Below are 15,267 nucleotides of genomic sequence, written 5' to 3'. Positions count from 1 at the left end.
GGTCCTGTAGCCGCAGACGACGGCCGAGACAGTCCAGCCGTCGAACACGGCTATTCGCCGGACAAGAACCAGCCATGACCGACGGCCCGGGGCCACCCAGCCGTCACCCACGGCCGCAACCGACTCACAGACGAACCACAGCCGACGGCCGGGTCAGGCGAGCCGTCGAACACGGTCCATCCGCAAGCCGAAAACGGCCCTGAACGACGGCCGTCACCGTCGCCGAGAGTTGTCGGCGTCTCGGGCGAACCGTGGGCGACGGCCGGGATGCCCGACATGCCGCCCGGCCCCGGTCCGCCGTCCGCCCCGGTCTGCCGCCAGGCCCCGAATACCGCCCGGCCCCCGTCCGCCGTCCGCCGTCCGCCCCAGTTCGGTCATCGGCCGGGAGCAGTATCACAACGAGCAACTGAACCCCGAGCAGCTCTGCGAACACAGCGACGTATCGGGCGTCATGAGCTGCCGCAGGGTCGGCACAAAGCGGTGATCGCGTAACACCTGGTCATCGCCACACCCGGAGTAGGCGAAGTGGCATTGAAAGCTCTGTGACCAAAACACGCCGACACCCAGGGACCCGCTCCCCAGGAATGATGGCGGCAAGGCGGTGTTTCTCGTCCGGAACAAGAGCAGGAATCGCAACACTGACGACCACGCGACCCGCCGCACGGGACGCCCGGCTCCTGAAGCAGCCCCGGCTCAGCCGCAAACCACTGCACTCAGCCGCCGATGGGCTGACCAGCCAATAAGCCGAACCCGAGACCCACCCGACACGCGAAGACCCCGCCGGAGAAGCCCGCAACAGACCTGAGTAGTGGAGGCGAAAGCCGACGTCGATCAGACGAAAAACCAGACGGCAACCGAACAGAAAGCCGGCAGCAAGCGATAACGCGGGGCGTCCGGGGGCTCGGCCCCCGGAGCAGACAAGACGAGCGACCAAGGTCCGCGCATTCCGCGGACACAATCCACCCAAGCTCGTGGGCGCGGTAGGTTTCGAACCTACGACCCCCCGCTTGTAAGGCGGGTGCTCTCCCACTGAGCTACGCGCCCGGCACAGACCACAAACCGGCCGGAGCCGCCAATCTTACCCGAGGGCGGCGACGGCGTCGCGCCAGGACTGCTGGTCGCGGGACTTGCCTATCTCGGTGTGTTCGGCCCAGCGGATGATGCCGTCGCGGTCGATGAGGAACGTGCCGCGGACGGCCACCCCGGCCTGCTCGTCGAGGACGCCGTAGGCGTGGGCCACCTCGCCGTGCGGCCAGAAGTCGGCGAGGAGGGGGAAGTCGAATCCCTCCTGGTCGGCCCACACCTTGTGGCTGAAGAACGAGTCCACGCTGACGGTCAGCACCTGGACGTCGTCGTTCGCGTACGCCGGAAGGTTCTGCTGGATCTCGGTGAGCTCGCCGTGGCAGCGACGGCTGAAGGCGAGCGGGTAGAAGATCAGCAGGACGGCTTTGCGTCCCCGGAAGTCGGCCAGCCTCACCTCTTGGTTGTTCTGGTCCTTGAGGGTGAAGTCGGGCGCGGGCACGCCAACAGAGATCGGCATCCGCTCAGCTTAGGCCTGGGCGGACGCCGACCTCGGCGAGGTGGCAGTGTCGCTACTTCTTCTTGGCGCCCCGGGGGGTGACCAGGCGTGCGCCGGTCCAGTCCTTGCCGGCGTTCACCGTCGAGGTCTGCTGCAGCCCCGCGGTGGGGGCCGACTCGCTGATCTCGCTCGGCTCGACGTGTCCGTCGCGGCCGGCTTTCGGGGTCAGCAGCCACACCACACCGTTGTCGGCGAGGGGGCCGAGGGCGTCGGTGAGAATCTCGAACAGGTCACCGTCGCCGTCGCGGTACCACAACAGCACCGCATCGACGACCTCGTCGGTGTCCTCTTCGACCAACTCTCCAACGCGTTCGGTCAGGGCGTCACGGAGATCCTCGTCGACGTCGTCGTCGTAACCCATCTCCATGACCACCATGTTCGGCTCGAAGCCGAACCGGTCCGCCAGGCTGCGTACGCCGTCGGCCTGACCCGCGGTCGCGCTCACTGTCCAAATCCTCCTAGCCTGAAATCCGTGGAAAATGCACCGGAACCTGGGGGTAGTCCACACACTCCGGGGCTCGGGCGCAAGTGGCGCACCGAGTGTGTGGCAATTTACCGCGCCAGCAGCGTGTGGGCACCCTGTGTGATGGCATCCTCTCCCACGAGAACCTGTTGGGCTGCTGGTCCGAGCGGAACGGGTGAGTCAGCCGCGGCCACTCGGCGTACGGATCCGACAAATGCCCCGTCCACCAGGGCCGCGAGGACACCCTCGCCGACGCCGCCGGATCGCCGGGTCTCGTCGACGATCAGCACCCGCCCGGTTGCCGAGGCCTCTCGGACCAGGTCAGCCGCGGGGAGCGGGCTGAGCCACCTGAGATCCACCACTCGGGAACCGTACCCCTCGGCGGCGAGTTGGGCAGCGACACGGAGCGACATCCGCACCCCGTTGCCGTACGTCACGATGGTCAGATCCTGGGCGGTGCCCAGCCCGTAGGTACGTGCCCGGCCGATCGGCACGTGGTCCTCGGACCAGGTTCCGGGGGCCGGATAGGGCGCCAGCCACTCGTTGTCGCCTTGTTGATAGAGGTCCCTCATCGGGTAGAGGGCGACCGGTTCGAGGAAGACGCAGACCGTCCCGTCGGCCCGTGCCGCCGCCAGGCAGGTGCGCAGCATCGGCGCGGCGTCGACCGGGTGGGCGGGCACCGCGACGACCAGGCCGGGCACGTCGCGCAGCGCGGCGACGGTGTTGTCGTTGGCGAGCCGGCCGCCGGGGGCGAGTGGCTGGGCGAACGCCGGGATCCGCAGGACGAGTGGATTCCGGTAGGCCCCGGCGGACAGGAACGCCATCCCGGTCGCCTCGGCCCGCAACTGGTCGATGCCGGTGTCCAGGTCGGCCTGGCCGGTCAGTTCGGGCACCGGCAGCATGCCGGCGAGCCCGGCGCCGAGGGCCGTGCCGAGGATGGTCGTGGTGTCCGGCAGGGTGTCCAGCACCCGGTCCGGGGCGTGCTCGCGCAGCCCGGTGGTGACCCCGTGCCGCCCGCCGCGGGTGGTTCCCGGCCCGAGGACCAGAAGTCCCGGGTCGGCGAGCAGCGCGTCGGTGAGGGTGGCGTTGACGGTCTGCGCCAGTGTCATCGGCCCGGCGTCCTCGGGCAGACGCCCGCCGAAGGCCCTCAGACGGCCGGAGCGTCCCGGACCGGCGGCCCGGGTCGCGGACTCGGTCACGGCGTGTGCGACCCGCAGCGGCCGTCGTGGGGCCAGCGTGGCGGCCACCTCGGCGAGGGAGGCCAGCTTCGGTTCGCCGAGGACCTCCTCGGCGGCTTTGCGGACCTGCCAGCCCACCTCGTCGTACCGGCTGATCGTCTCGTCGGGGGTGAGCAGGCCGGCGGCGACCAGCAGGCCGGCGGTGACGATCAGCGGGTCCCGGTCGAGACCCGGGGTGGTGTCCGGTTCGCCGGGGCCGCCGAGCAGCCGGACGGTGGACAGGTGCAGCAGGGCGGGACGGCGTTCGGCGCGGACGAACGCCGCCGCATCGGCCGCCGCGTCGTACACCGCGGCGGGGTCGCAGCCGTCGGCGAACGAGTACCGCAGGCCGGGCCGGGCGCGCAGGGACGCGGCGACCCAGCCGTCCGGCTCGGGGCCGCCGGGGGTGTCGTCCTCACAGACCAGCAGCAGCGGCAGGGGAACGCCGGAACGCTCGTCCCAGCCGGCCGAGTGCAGGGCGGCGGTCGCACCGGGCCCGGACAGGCCGTCGTCGCCGAACGAGGCGACCACGATGGCGTCGTCCGGCCAGGGGGTGCCGGCGGCGCGGGCCAGCACCCGGGCCAGTCCGGCGGCCCGGGGCAGGTGGGCGCCGGGCCCGCCGACCGCCGGGATCAGGTGCAGGGCGGGGCTGCCCAGGGTGAAGTCGCGGCCGCCGGAGCCGGGGTCGCGGACCGACGCGACGACACCGCGCAGAACGTCACGGGCGGCCTCCTCGAGGGACGGGTCCGCTGCGGGACCGCGCGCCGCGCGTACACAGAAGAATGCTGTCGATCGATGGTGCGGGAGGGCGGGATCGTCGCCGCGCAGCGCCGCGGCGACCGCGGCGTTGCCCTCGTGACCGGCCGAGCCGAGGCTGTGGAAGCCCTCGTTGAAGCTGCGCAGCCAGCGCGCGGCGAGGTCGAGGTGACGGCTGGTGAGCTGGGCGTCGAAGAGTTCGCGGGCCTGGTCGCCGGTCAACGTGACACCGTCACGGACCGGGTCGCCGGGGGCACGCAACGTGGCGGGGAGAGGCAGGGCCGAGACCGCGTCGCGGAACCGCTCGTCGAGGTTTTGCGGGGTGGTCACGCGATTCAGCATTGCCGAACCGCGCGAACCCTGCCAGTGCGGAAGTGTTCCGGCTCGATCTCTATACATGACACATGCGCACTGAACTGATCACTGTCCGGACCGGTGGCTCGCCCGTGGTCCGGGACATCACCGCCGAGGCGGGGTCCTTCGTGGCCTCCGAGAAGGACGGCCTGCTGCACGTCTTCGTGCCGCACGCGACGGCCGGCATCGCGATCATCGAGACCGGCGCCGGCTCGGACGACGACCTGCTGGCCGCGATCGACCGGCTGCTGCCCACCGAGGACATCTGGCAGCACCGGCACGGTTCGCGCGGTCACGGCCGCGACCATGTGCTGCCCGCCTGGATCACCCCGTTCGCCTCACTGCCGGTGATCGGCGGGCGGATCGCGCTCGGCACCTGGCAGTCGATCTGCCTGGTCGACACCAACGGCGACAACCCCACACGCCAGGTGCGATTCTCCTTCCTGGCGGGGTGAGATCCCCTTCCGGGGGTACGCGCCGGAGCGCGCCGTCCGTCCCATGAGGGCCGTCCGGGGATCCCGCCACGCCGGACCGGGCCCGCGGGCAAGGGCCGGACGGTACCTCTTTTGCCTGCCAGTCGCCCCGGAACCGGCAAATTACTGGTCAGTACATGTGTCCCGCGTCGCTGACACCTCGGGTAGGCGTGACGAGGCCCACCGTGAGGGGGCAGGATGGAAGCCTATTCCGAGCGATTCGCCACCTAGGTCGCCCGGTTCCCGACACTCAACCAAGAGGTAATGCCTGTGGCCACGGAGCGCAAGCGCCCGGTGATCAGCGACGGCCTGCCGAGCCAGCTTCCGGACATCGACCCCGAGGAAACCACCGAGTGGGTCGAGTCGCTGGACGGAGTCATCGACGAACGGGGCACCAAAAGAGCCCGGTACGTGATGTTGCGGCTGCTGGAACGGGCCCGGGAGCGACAGGTCGGCGTTCCGCCGCTGAGGTCCACCGACTACATCAACACGATCGCTCCCGAGGACGAACCCTGGTTCCCCGGTGACGAGTTCGTCGAGCGGCGGATCCGCGCCTACGTCCGGTGGAACGCCGCGATGCTGGTGCACCGCGCGCAGCGCCCGGAGATCGGCGTCGGCGGGCACATCTCGTCGTATGCGTCGTCGGCCAGCCTCTACGAGGTCGGCATGAACCACTTCTTCCGCGGCAAGGACCACCCCGGCGGCGGCGACCAGATCTTCTTCCAGGGTCACGCCTCCCCCGGCATGTACGCGCGGGCCTACCTCGAGGGCCGGCTCAGCACCGACCAGCTCGACGGCTTCCGGCAGGAGCTCAGCCACCCCGGTGGCGGTCTCCCGTCGTACCCGCATCCGCGCCTGATGCCGAACTTCTGGGAGTTCCCGACCGTCAGCATGGGCCTGGGCCCGATGAACGCGATCTACCAGGCCCGGTACAACCGGTACCTGCACAACCGCGGCATCAAGGACACCAGCCAGCAGCACGTCTGGGCGTTCCTCGGCGACGGTGAGATGGACGAGGTCGAGTCGCTCGGCGCGATCGGCGTGGCCGCCCGCGAGGAGCTCGACAACCTCACCTTCGTGGTCAACTGCAACCTGCAGCGCCTCGACGGGCCGGTCCGCGGCAACGGCAAGGTCATCCAGGAACTGGAGGGCTTCTTCCGCGGCGCCGGCTGGAACGTCATCAAGGTCGTCTGGGGCCGCGAGTGGGACACCCTGCTCGAGGCGGACGCCGACGGCGCGCTGCGCAACCTGATGAACGTGACGCCCGACGGTGACTACCAGACCTACAAGGGCGAGTCCGGGGCGTACGTCCGGGAGCACTTCTTCGGCCGTGACCAGCGGACCCGCAAGCTCGTCGAGGGCATGACCGACGACGAGATCTGGAACCTCAAGCGGGGCGGTCACGACTACCGCAAGCTCTACGCGGCCTACAAGGCGGCCACCGAGCACACCGGCCAGCCGACCGTGATCCTGGCCAAGACCATCAAGGGCTGGACGCTCGGGTCGCACTTCGAGGCCCGCAACGCCACGCACCAGATGAAGAAGCTGACCCTCGACGACCTCAAGGGCTTCCGCGACCGGCTCTACCTCGACATCAGCGACAAGCAGCTCGAGGAGAACCCGTACCTCCCGCCGTACTACCACCCCGGCGAGAAGTCCGACGAGATGCAGTACATGCTGCAGCGCCGTCGTGAGCTGGGCGGGTCCATCCCGAGCCGGCGCACCAAGGCCAAGTCGCTGGCGATCCCGAACTCCGACGCGTTCAGCTTCCTCAAGAAGGGCAGCGGCAAGCAGAAGGTCGCCACCACGATGGCCTTCGTCCGCCTGCTCAAGGACCTGATGAAGGACAAGGAGTTCGGCGCCCGGTGGGTGCCGATCATCCCGGACGAGGCCCGTACCTTCGGCATGGACTCGCTCTTCCCGACCAAGAAGATCTACTCGCCGCACGGCCAGAACTACACCTCCGTGGACCGGGACCTGTTCCTGTCCTACAAGGAGGCGACCAACGGCCAGATCCTGCACGAGGGCATCAACGAGGCCGGTTCCACCGCGAGCTTCATCGCCGCCGGTACGTCGTACGCGACGCACGACGAGCCGATGATCCCGCTGTACATCTTCTACTCGATGTTCGGCTTCCAGCGGACCGCGGACGAGCTGTGGGCGGCCGCGGACCAGATGACCCGGGGCTTCCTGCTCGGCGCGACCGCGGGGCGGACCACGCTCAACGGTGAGGGCCTGCAGCACGAGGACGGGCACTCGCTGCTGATCGCGGCGACGAACCCGGCTGTCGTGTCGTACGACCCGGCGTTCGGGTACGAGATCGCGCACATCATGGAGGACGGCCTCCACCGGATGTACGGCGAGAAGCAGGAGAACATCTTCTACTACCTCACGATCTACAACGAGCCGGCGCTTCAGCCCGCCGAGCCCGCGAACGTGGACCGGGAGGGCCTGCTCAAGGGCATCTACCGGTACAGCGAGGGTCCGTCGACCACCGGCCCGAAGGCGCAGCTGCTCGCCTCCGGCACCGGCATGCGCTGGGCGCTCAAGGCCCAGGAGCTGCTGGCCCAGGACTGGGGCGTGAGCGCCGACGTCTGGTCGGTCACCTCCTGGACCGAGCTGCGCCGCGACGCGATCGAGGCCGAGGAGCACAACCTGCTCCACCCGAGCGACACCCCGCGCAAGCCGTTCGTCCTGCAGAAGCTGGAGGACACCGAGGGTCCCGCGGTGGCCGTCAGCGACTGGATGCGGGCGGTTCCGGACCTGATCGCCCGGTGGGCGCCGAACGGCTGGACCTCGCTGGGCACCGACGGTTTCGGCATGAGCGACACCCGGCACGCACTGCGCCGCCACTTCCACGTGGACGGCGAGTCGGTCACCGTCGCGACCCTGCGGGAACTGGCCCTCAAGGGCAAGATCCCGGCGCACGTGCCGGCCGAGGCCGCCAAGAAGTACGCGATCGACGACGTCAACGCGGCGCCGGTGGGCGAGACCGGTGGCGACAGCTGATCGCCGCGCTTGAACCGATCACGATGTGATGAAGCCCGCCGCGCATGCGGCGGGCTTCGCTCATTGCCGGGAGTAATTCGCCGATACACCCTTTGTGAGCCTTCGCATCAGTCACAAACTGCTTCTTCTCGGACTCGGCAGCGTCCTGGCGACCGCCCTCGTGCTGGTCCTGGTCGGCGCCTGGCGCAGCGCCGAGTTCGCCGAAAGCACCGAGAAGGAGGTGCTGAAGCAGAGCCAGGCCTCGCTGGCGGCGAGCGCCAAGGACGCCAGCGCCCTGGTCCAGACGGTCGGGGACGAGGTGCAGAACGGCGTCGACGCCAACATGACGACCGCTTCCGGCCTGCTTTCGCAGCTCGGTGGAATGGTCAAGACCGCGGGGACCTACACCTGGTCGGCGATCAACCAGGTGACCACTACGGCGAAGAGCGTCACCCTGCCCCGCATGGCGATCGACGGCAAGGCGCTCGGGCAGAACACCAACCTCAAGGTCACCACGCCCTACGTCGACCGGGTCAAACAACTGACCAGCGCCGACGTGACCATCTTCCAGATGATGAACGGCGACACCGGCCTGCTGCGGATCGCCACCACGGTGAAGTCCGCCAAGGGCACCCGGGCGATCGGCACGTACATCCCGTCGGCCGCCGACGGCAAGGCCAACGCGGTGTACGCCGCGATCAAGGCCGGCAAGACCTACCGCGGTGTCGCCTCGGTGGTCGGTACGCCGTACATCACCGTCTACGAGCCCATCAAGAGCGGCAACACGGTGATCGGCGCGCTCTTCGTCGGCGTGCCGCAGAGTTCCGCACTGGAGACCCTGACCTCGGCGATCGGCGAGACGACGATCCAGACCAACGGCTGGCTCGCCACGTACAGCACCGCCGCCGCGGACGCCGGCCGGGTGGTCGCCTCCAGCATCGAGGCCGCGGTCGGCCAGACCTTCCTCGACGCGACCGACGCCAACGGTGTCACGTACGTCCAGGAGATCGTGGCGGCGGCGCCCTCCCTCACCGACGGCCAGACGTGGCAGGGCACCTACAAACTGGCCGGAGCGGCCGGCGGTGAACCCGCGTCGACCACCATCACGGTGGCCTACTACGCGCCGTACCAGTGGGCGGTCGCGGTCGGCGGCTACGGGCCGGACTCCGCCACCGCGGTGACCGTGGTCCGCGACGGCCGCAGCGCGATGCTCACCTGGTTCGTGGTCGCCGCCGTGCTGCTCGCCCTGCTCGGCGCGGCCGTGGCCTGGTGGCAGGCGTCCCGGATCGCCGGGCGGATCAGCGGCCTGACCGGTGCGCTGCGCCGACTCGCCGACCGGGACCTGACCGTCACGGTGAACGACAAGGGCACCGACGAGATCGGCGAGGCGGCCACCGCGCTGAACACCGCCTCGGCCCAGCTGCGCACGGTGATGCAGGAGGTGACCTCCGCGTCGGCCGAGGTGTCCAACACCGCCCAGCAGGTCGCCACCACCGGCAGCGAGCTGACGTACGCGGCGGACACCGCCGCCGAGCGGGTCGGCACGGTCAGCAACGCGGCAGACACCGTCTCGCACGTGGTGCAGACGGTGGCCGCCGGCGCCGAGGAGATGGGCGCGTCGATCGGCGAGATCTCGCACAACGCCCAGGAGGCGGCGCAGGCCGGCCGGGACGGTGTCGGCCTCACCGCGGCCGCGGCGGACGTCATCACCGAGCTGCGCGCCTCCACCGGGAAGATCACCGACGTGGTGCAGCTGATCGCCACCATCGCCGAGCAGACCAACCTGCTCGCCCTGAACGCCACCATCGAGGCGGCCCGGGCCGGCGAGACCGGCAAGGGCTTCGCGGTCGTCGCCAACGAGGTCAAGGAGCTGGCCCAGGAGACCGCCCGGGCCACCGAGGACGTCACCTCCCGGGTCGCCGCCATCGACTCGGACACCGCCCGCGCGGTCCAGGCGATCGACGCGATCTCGCAGCGGATCGCCCAGGTCAACGACTACCAGACGGCGATCGCGGCGGCGGTCGAGGAGCAGGCGGCCACCACCGCCGAGATGGCCCGCAACATCTCCGAGGCGGCCGGCGGCAGCCGGGACATCGCGGAGGGCATCGGCACGGTCAGCGGCGCGATGCAGAGCACCCGCGAGTCGGTCACCATCTCGCACCAGGCCGCCGACGAGCTGGCCAAGACCGCCCAGCGTCTCGACGGGCTGGTCGGCCGCTTCACGGTCTGATCCGGCGTTTCCGCCCGGCATCCCACGATGCCGGGCGGAAACGGCTTTCGGCCCTGGGTAGTCTGGGGCGGTGACTGTTCGCGTACGTTTCGCACCCTCCCCCACCGGCATGTTCCACGTCGGCGGCGCCCGGTCGGCGCTGCAGAACTGGATCTACGCCCAGCAACAGGGCGGGGTGTTCGTGCTCCGGATCGAGGACACCGACGCAGCCCGCAACAAGCCGGAGTGGACCGAGGGCATCATCTCGGCACTCGACTGGATCGGCATCGAACGCGGGACGTATGAGGGCCCCTACTACCAGTCCTCCTACGCGGCCGACCACACCGCCGCCGCCACCCGGCTCTACGGCGAGGCCAAGGCGTACTACTGCGACTGCAAGCGCGACGACGTGATCGCGCGGACCGGCAACACCCACACCGGCTACGACGGGTTCTGCCGTGAGCGTGCGCTCGGCCCCGGCGAGGGTCGCGCCCTGCGCTTCCGCACGCCGGACACCGGCGAGACCGTGGTGATCGACCTGGTCCGCGGCAAGCCCACCTTCGAGAACAAGCTGATCGAGGACTTCGTCATCGCCCGCAGCGACGGCTCGGCGGTGTTCCTGCTGGCCAACGTGGTCGACGACATGAGCATGGGCATCACCCACGTGTTCCGCGCCGAGGAGCACCTGCCGAACACCCCCAAGCAGCAGCTGCTCTGGGAGGCGCTGGGTGTCACGCCGCCGGTCTGGGGCCACGTCCCCGTGATCGTCAACGAGAAGCGGCAGAAACTCTCCAAGCGCCGCGACAAGGTCGCCCTGGAGTCCTACCGCGACGAGGGTTACCTCGCCGCCGCGATGCGCAACTACCTGATGCTGCTCGGCTGGGCGCCCACCGGCGACCGGGAGATCGTCCCGTGGTCGGTCGTCGAGGAGGAGTACCGGATCGAGGACGTCAACCACGCGCCGGCGTTCTTCGACGTCAAGAAGCTGCGGGCGTTCAACGGCGAGTACATCCGGGCGCTCACCCAGGACGAGTTCATCCAGGTCTGCGCGCCCTGGCTGAGCGGCACCGACACCATCCCGGCCCCACGCTGGGAGACCGCGAAGTTCGACATCGCGGTGTTCGCCGCGATCGCCCCGCTGGCGCAGACCCGCATCGCGGTGCTCTCCGAGATCGTCGACTATGTGGACTTCCTCTTCCTCGACGAGCCGGTGCACGACGAGGCCTCCTGGGCCAAGGCGATGAAGGAGGGCGCGGCGGACATCCTGACCGCCACGTCCGCCGCGTTCGCCGCGCTGCCGGAGTGGTCGGCCGACGCGCTGAAGGCGGCTCTCGAGCAGGTCGGCGAGGCCCGAGGTCTCAAGTTGGGCAAGACTCAGGCGCCGGTCCGGGTCGCCGCGACCGGGCGCACCATCGGTCTGCCGCTGTTCGAGTCGCTCGAGGCCCTCGGCCGGGAGCGCACCATCACCCGCCTGGACGCCGCCCTGGCGAAGCTTTCGTCCTGATTCGCCGACAATAGTCGCGTTCGACGACCGGGGAACACCACCGGTCGTCGAACGGGACGAAACTGTCCGCTACCAGGGTGACCGCCGCCCCCGCCGGTTGCACGACATGGGTACTATTCGGCGGCTGATCAACGGCCGTTCCGGCTCCGTCCCCCCTCATGGCTCCAATTCACCCTGCCTCGAGATGCGCGCGGGGCGGTGTCCGGGGAGGCTGGAGACCTGGGCCTTCGCACCGGCGCTACCGCCGGTTCATGAGCAGCGTGTTCACTGGTCCATGTCCATCCACACGGGGCGGGAGGTCGGATGGTGCGAGGGACGGTCACGAGGGCGGTGTCCGCGGTCGGAGCCTTGATGGTGACGTTCGCGCTACTGCTCGGCGTCGTGCCGGGCGCGGCACACGCCGCGCCGAAAACGACGAAACCCACGGCGATCAAGATCGATGGCAAGGAGATCGCCGAGGAGATCATGGTGCAGGAGGAGGCTCAGCCTCGCCTGTTCCAGATGCTGTTCAGCGAGGTCGGCTGGTTGTCCGCGGCCAAGCCGCAGACCACGGCGCCGAAATCGTCGGAACTCGGACCGAAATACACGGTCACCCTGCTGGTCAAGGAATCGCCCAGCCAGGTCTACGACCTCTACCCGCTGGCGACCGGCGGCCCCCGGGCCTACCGGCCGGCCAAGCAGCCTTCCGGCAAGAAGACCGCCGGCTGGTTCTACGGACGGCTGTCCATGTCCGAGGCGCTGCGCCTCGGCGGGGCCCCGCTGGAGGCCAAGCCGGACGTCGTCAACGGCGGCATCGGCGGCGGCTTCGGCGAGGACATCAAGGCAGTCGACCCGATGGACACCGTCAACGACGCGTTCACCGAGTTCCGCCAGCTGTTCCTGCTGAACGGCGCGGTCCTGCTGGCGATCATGGTCGGCCTGGCCGGCATGGCGTTCCTGATCCGCCGGCGGATCTAGCCACACCACGCACATCACCGGGCCCGGCCGATGAGTCGGCCGGGCCCGGTCGCTTTTCCGCGCAGGCCCTTTCAGACCTTTCTCGGGTACGGGAGAGCGCACTCGACCAGGCGCACCAGATCATCGAGGTCGGCGTCGAACTCGGCGTCGGCGCGCGCCCGGACGGCGGCCGGATCGGGCTCCTCCTGATCAGGGTCCGTCAGTCCATCCGCCCGCTCGATATCCGTCGGCCCGGGATCCACCCGCTCCGCATACGCCGGCCCGGGATCTGCCCGCTCCGCATACGCCGGCTCGGTAGGCTGCCCGATGGAGGCCGTGGCGAACCGGGAGGTCCGGGGCGGGGCGGGGCCGGGTTCCGGGCCGGGAGTTACGGGTGGGATGGGAACGGGCGCCGCGGGCAGGCCACCGGTCACCTCCCCGGTGGTGTAGCCGAGCAGGAACGCGCAGATCATCCGGGCCATCCGGGGCACCCCCGCCGGCGGCACGCCCGCATCGTGCAGCACCCCGCGCAGCGCCGCGGTCAGCCACGACGCCGACGCGCCCGCCGCCGACCGGTTGAGCAGCAGCGGGAAAGCACTCGGATGCGCCCCGGCCAGCGCGCGAACCGCCCGCCCGAGGGCACGCAGCCGGCGTCGCCAGTCGATGTCCGCGAGATCGCCGCCGACCGCCGAGCCCAACTCCAGGTTGAGCAGGTCGACGAGGCCGTCGAGCAGGGCGTCCTTGCCACCGACGTACGGGTACAACGCCATCGAGGTGAGCCCGACACGTTCGGCGACCGCCCGCATCGACATGGCCGCGAGTCCGCGCTCGTCCACGAGAGCGAGTGCCTGGTCGAGAATCAGTCGCCTCTTGTCGTCCACCGCGACAACCTGATCAGGCCCGGACCCCGCGGCCCGGGAAACGCGCCCGAAACAGGCTTCCGCTCACTCGTTCGGGGACGACCGGGGGAGGTGTGGCGTCAGATGCGACGGCAGCTGACGCGTACCCCCAAGAGAATCAGCACCAACGGCCCGGAGGCCGGCCTCGCCCGGCCGCACGACGCCGTGGCCGCACCGCGCCGTGCAGATGTGCGCCGGCCCATCCGCGCAGTTCGGTCCGGCAACCGACCCGCCCGGTGACCTCGTTGTCGACAGGCTCCTCGTCGGCCGGCGTGACCGCCGGCATGTCGTCGAGGGGGGCTTCGCTGTCGGTACGCGGAAACGACTCGTCCCGCTCCATCATCTCGCCTCCTCGATCCGTGTCCTCGACACCGGCTTCCCCCGGCACCGCATCTTCATCGGCACCGGGGCGCCCGGTGTTAACCCTCAGCCCGGACCGCACTCGTCCGACACCTTGCCAGGTCACCGACCGAAATCGCGGCAGAGGCGCACCGCTACTCCCGTCAAATGTCATAAAAACGCCTAAAGTTCTGGCCTGGAGGGCTCTCCCGGCGTGTCATCCGCATGCCGGAGGCGGGTACCCACACCGGCCGGACCCGCCGTGACACCCTGGGCCGGTGGCAGACACCGCCCGAAACGACAATCCTCCTCCCCCCGCACCGGATGCGAATCCGCTGCGCCCGGACACGCTGCGCCGGATAGAACGGCAGGCCGGAGCCCTCGCCAGCGGCGCGATCAGCCGGATGGACGAGACCCTCCCCTGGTTCCGGGCACTGCCGGCCGATCAGCGGGCCTGGGTGATGCTCGTCGCACAGGCCGGCGTCCGGTCGCTGGTCGAGTGGCTGCGCTCGGGTGGCACGGTCGCCGAGACGCAGGAGATCTCCGACGAGGTGTTCGCCGCGGCGCCGCGCGCCCTGGCCCGGGTGATCACGCTGACCCACACCGTCCAGCTGATCAAGGTGACCATCGACGTCGCCGAGGCCGAGGTGCCCAGTTTCGCCGAGGAGGGCGAGCAGGAGGCGCTGCTGCGGGCGATCCTGCGGTTCTCCCGGGAGATCGCCTTCTCGGCCGCCCGGGTGTACGCGCGGGCCGCCGAGTCCCGGGGTGCCTGGGACGCCCGGTTGCAGGCCCTGCTGGTCGACGCGCTGCTGCGGGGCGACTCCTCGGACGTGCTGGCCAGCCGGGCGGCCGCACTGGGCTGGGCGGACGCGCCGCCGGTGACGGTGGTGGTGGGGCGTACGCCGGGCGGGGACATCGCCGCCGTGCTGCACGCGGTCTACCGGGCGGCGCGGCGCGCCCGGCTCGAGGTGATCGGCGGCGTGCACGGCGACCGGCTGGTGGTGGTGGCCGGTGGCGCGGCCAACCCGCTGGCGACCGCGTCCGCCCTGGCGTCCAGTTTCGGCGAGGGCCCGGTGGTGGTCGGCCCGGCGGTGCCGTCCCTGGATCAGGCGACCGAGTCGGCCCGCGCCGCGCTCTCCGGGTTCCGGGTGGCGGCGGCGTGGCCGGGGGCGCCGAACCCGGTGGCCGCCGACGACCTGCTGCCGGAGCGGGTGCTGGCCGGGGACATGGACGCCCGGCGGCAGCTGCGGCACGACGTGTTCGGGGCGTTGTCGCGGGCCGGCAGCGGACTGCTGGAGACGCTCGACGCATTTTTCTCGGCCGGGGGCGTGCTGGAGAGTGCCGCCCGGGAGTTGTACGTGCATCCGAACACCGTGCGGTACCGCCTGAAGCGGGTCGCGGAGGTGACCGCGCTGTCCCCGCTGGACGGCCGGGACGCTTTCGCCCTGCGGATGGCGCTCACGATCGGCCGGATGGATCCGGTGTCCTGAACCCGCAAGAGGGTCACTCTTCCGGGTGAACGACCGGCGTATCGCCTACCAGCAACAAAC

At 70.3% G+C, this 15,267-nt stretch carries 11 protein-coding genes and 1 tRNA gene; 6 read left to right on the top strand and 6 right to left on the bottom strand.

What is annotated here, in order from left to right; all coding sequences use genetic code 11:
- Positions 1 to 972: 972 nt before the first annotated feature.
- The 4 genes from QSK32_RS10140 to QSK32_RS10125 all read right to left on the bottom strand — a co-directional run bounded on the left by QSK32_RS10140 (position 973) and on the right by QSK32_RS10125 (position 4,357).
- A tRNA-Val gene (locus QSK32_RS10140) sits at positions 973 to 1,044 on the bottom strand.
- A gap of 34 nt (positions 1,045 to 1,078) precedes the next feature.
- The gene (locus QSK32_RS10135) at positions 1,079 to 1,540 is read right to left on the bottom strand and encodes a peroxiredoxin (protein WP_285471736.1); all 462 of its coding nucleotides are present in this window, start codon (positions 1,538 to 1,540) and stop codon (positions 1,079 to 1,081) included.
- Between the two features lie 52 nt (positions 1,541 to 1,592).
- Positions 1,593 to 2,024 carry a DUF3052 domain-containing protein gene (locus tag QSK32_RS10130; RefSeq protein WP_045743483.1) on the bottom strand — a complete coding sequence of 144 codons (432 nt, stop codon included), beginning with the start codon at positions 2,022 to 2,024 and terminating at the stop codon, positions 1,593 to 1,595.
- 107 nt (positions 2,025 to 2,131) lie between these two features.
- Positions 2,132 to 4,357 carry a transketolase C-terminal domain-containing protein gene (locus QSK32_RS10125; protein WP_285471735.1) on the bottom strand — a complete coding sequence of 742 codons (2,226 nt, stop codon included), beginning with the start codon at positions 4,355 to 4,357 and terminating at the stop codon, positions 2,132 to 2,134.
- A 62-nt stretch (positions 4,358 to 4,419) separates the two neighbouring features.
- Between QSK32_RS10125 and QSK32_RS10120 the strand changes: the two genes are divergently transcribed.
- From QSK32_RS10120 to QSK32_RS10100, 5 genes are all read left to right on the top strand, one after another.
- Complete coding sequence (locus QSK32_RS10120; protein ID WP_045743481.1) at positions 4,420 to 4,824, top strand: YjbQ family protein; 405 nt, start codon at positions 4,420 to 4,422, stop codon at positions 4,822 to 4,824.
- 288 nt (positions 4,825 to 5,112) lie between these two features.
- On the top strand, positions 5,113 to 7,851 hold the full coding sequence (gene aceE / locus QSK32_RS10115; RefSeq protein ID WP_045743480.1) for a pyruvate dehydrogenase (acetyl-transferring), homodimeric type: 2,739 nt from the start codon (positions 5,113 to 5,115) through the stop codon (positions 7,849 to 7,851).
- Positions 7,852 to 7,945: 94 nt separating this feature from the next.
- Positions 7,946 to 10,060: a methyl-accepting chemotaxis protein gene (locus tag QSK32_RS10110; protein ID WP_285471734.1), complete on the top strand. Its 2,115-nt coding sequence runs from the start codon at positions 7,946 to 7,948 to the stop codon at positions 10,058 to 10,060.
- A 70-nt stretch (positions 10,061 to 10,130) separates the two neighbouring features.
- Positions 10,131 to 11,543, top strand: coding sequence for a glutamate--tRNA ligase (gltX, locus tag QSK32_RS10105; protein WP_083449126.1), 1,413 nt, complete (start codon positions 10,131 to 10,133; stop codon positions 11,541 to 11,543).
- A 351-nt stretch (positions 11,544 to 11,894) separates the two neighbouring features.
- Positions 11,895 to 12,500 (top strand): hypothetical protein, encoded by a 606-nt coding sequence (locus QSK32_RS10100; protein ID WP_245674016.1) that lies wholly within the window; start codon positions 11,895 to 11,897, stop codon positions 12,498 to 12,500.
- 71 nt (positions 12,501 to 12,571) lie between these two features.
- Here QSK32_RS10100 and QSK32_RS10095 read toward each other — a convergent pair whose 3' ends face one another.
- Together QSK32_RS10095 and QSK32_RS10090 are read right to left on the bottom strand one after the other, a co-directional pair.
- Positions 12,572 to 13,360, bottom strand: coding sequence for a TetR/AcrR family transcriptional regulator (locus tag QSK32_RS10095; RefSeq protein ID WP_285471733.1), 789 nt, complete (start codon positions 13,358 to 13,360; stop codon positions 12,572 to 12,574).
- A gap of 136 nt (positions 13,361 to 13,496) precedes the next feature.
- Entirely contained in the window at positions 13,497 to 13,721 is a 225-nt protein-coding gene (locus tag QSK32_RS10090; RefSeq protein ID WP_045743476.1) for a hypothetical protein, read from the bottom strand.
- Between the two features lie 400 nt (positions 13,722 to 14,121).
- On the opposite strand from QSK32_RS10090, the gene QSK32_RS10085 reads away from it, so the two are divergent.
- Positions 14,122 to 15,207, top strand: coding sequence for a PucR family transcriptional regulator (locus QSK32_RS10085; protein ID WP_083449125.1), 1,086 nt, complete (start codon positions 14,122 to 14,124; stop codon positions 15,205 to 15,207).
- Positions 15,208 to 15,267 lie beyond the last annotated feature (60 nt).

The sequence above is a fragment of the Actinoplanes sp. NBRC 101535 genome (assembly GCF_030269225.1).
In the GTDB taxonomy this organism is placed as follows: Bacteria; Actinomycetota; Actinomycetes; order Mycobacteriales; family Micromonosporaceae; genus Actinoplanes; species Actinoplanes rectilineatus.
The sequence above is the reverse complement of the archived record's forward strand: the minus strand, read 5'-3'. Positions and strand labels throughout refer to the sequence as shown.

Coding starts and splice junctions, on each gene's coding strand:
- QSK32_RS10135 (WP_285471736.1), bottom strand. CDS start 1,540: ATGCCGATCTCTGTTGGCGTGCCCGCGCCCGACTTCACCCTCAAGGAC.
- QSK32_RS10125 (WP_285471735.1), bottom strand. CDS start 4,357: ATGCTGAATCGCGTGACCACCCCGCAAAACCTCGACGAGCGGTTCCGC.
- QSK32_RS10120 (WP_045743481.1), top strand. CDS start 4,420: ATGCGCACTGAACTGATCACTGTCCGGACCGGTGGCTCGCCCGTGGTC.
- QSK32_RS10100 (WP_245674016.1), top strand. CDS start 11,895: ATGGTGACGTTCGCGCTACTGCTCGGCGTCGTGCCGGGCGCGGCACAC.
- QSK32_RS10090 (WP_045743476.1), bottom strand. CDS start 13,721: ATGATGGAGCGGGACGAGTCGTTTCCGCGTACCGACAGCGAAGCCCCC.
- QSK32_RS10085 (WP_083449125.1), top strand. CDS start 14,122: ATGGACGAGACCCTCCCCTGGTTCCGGGCACTGCCGGCCGATCAGCGG.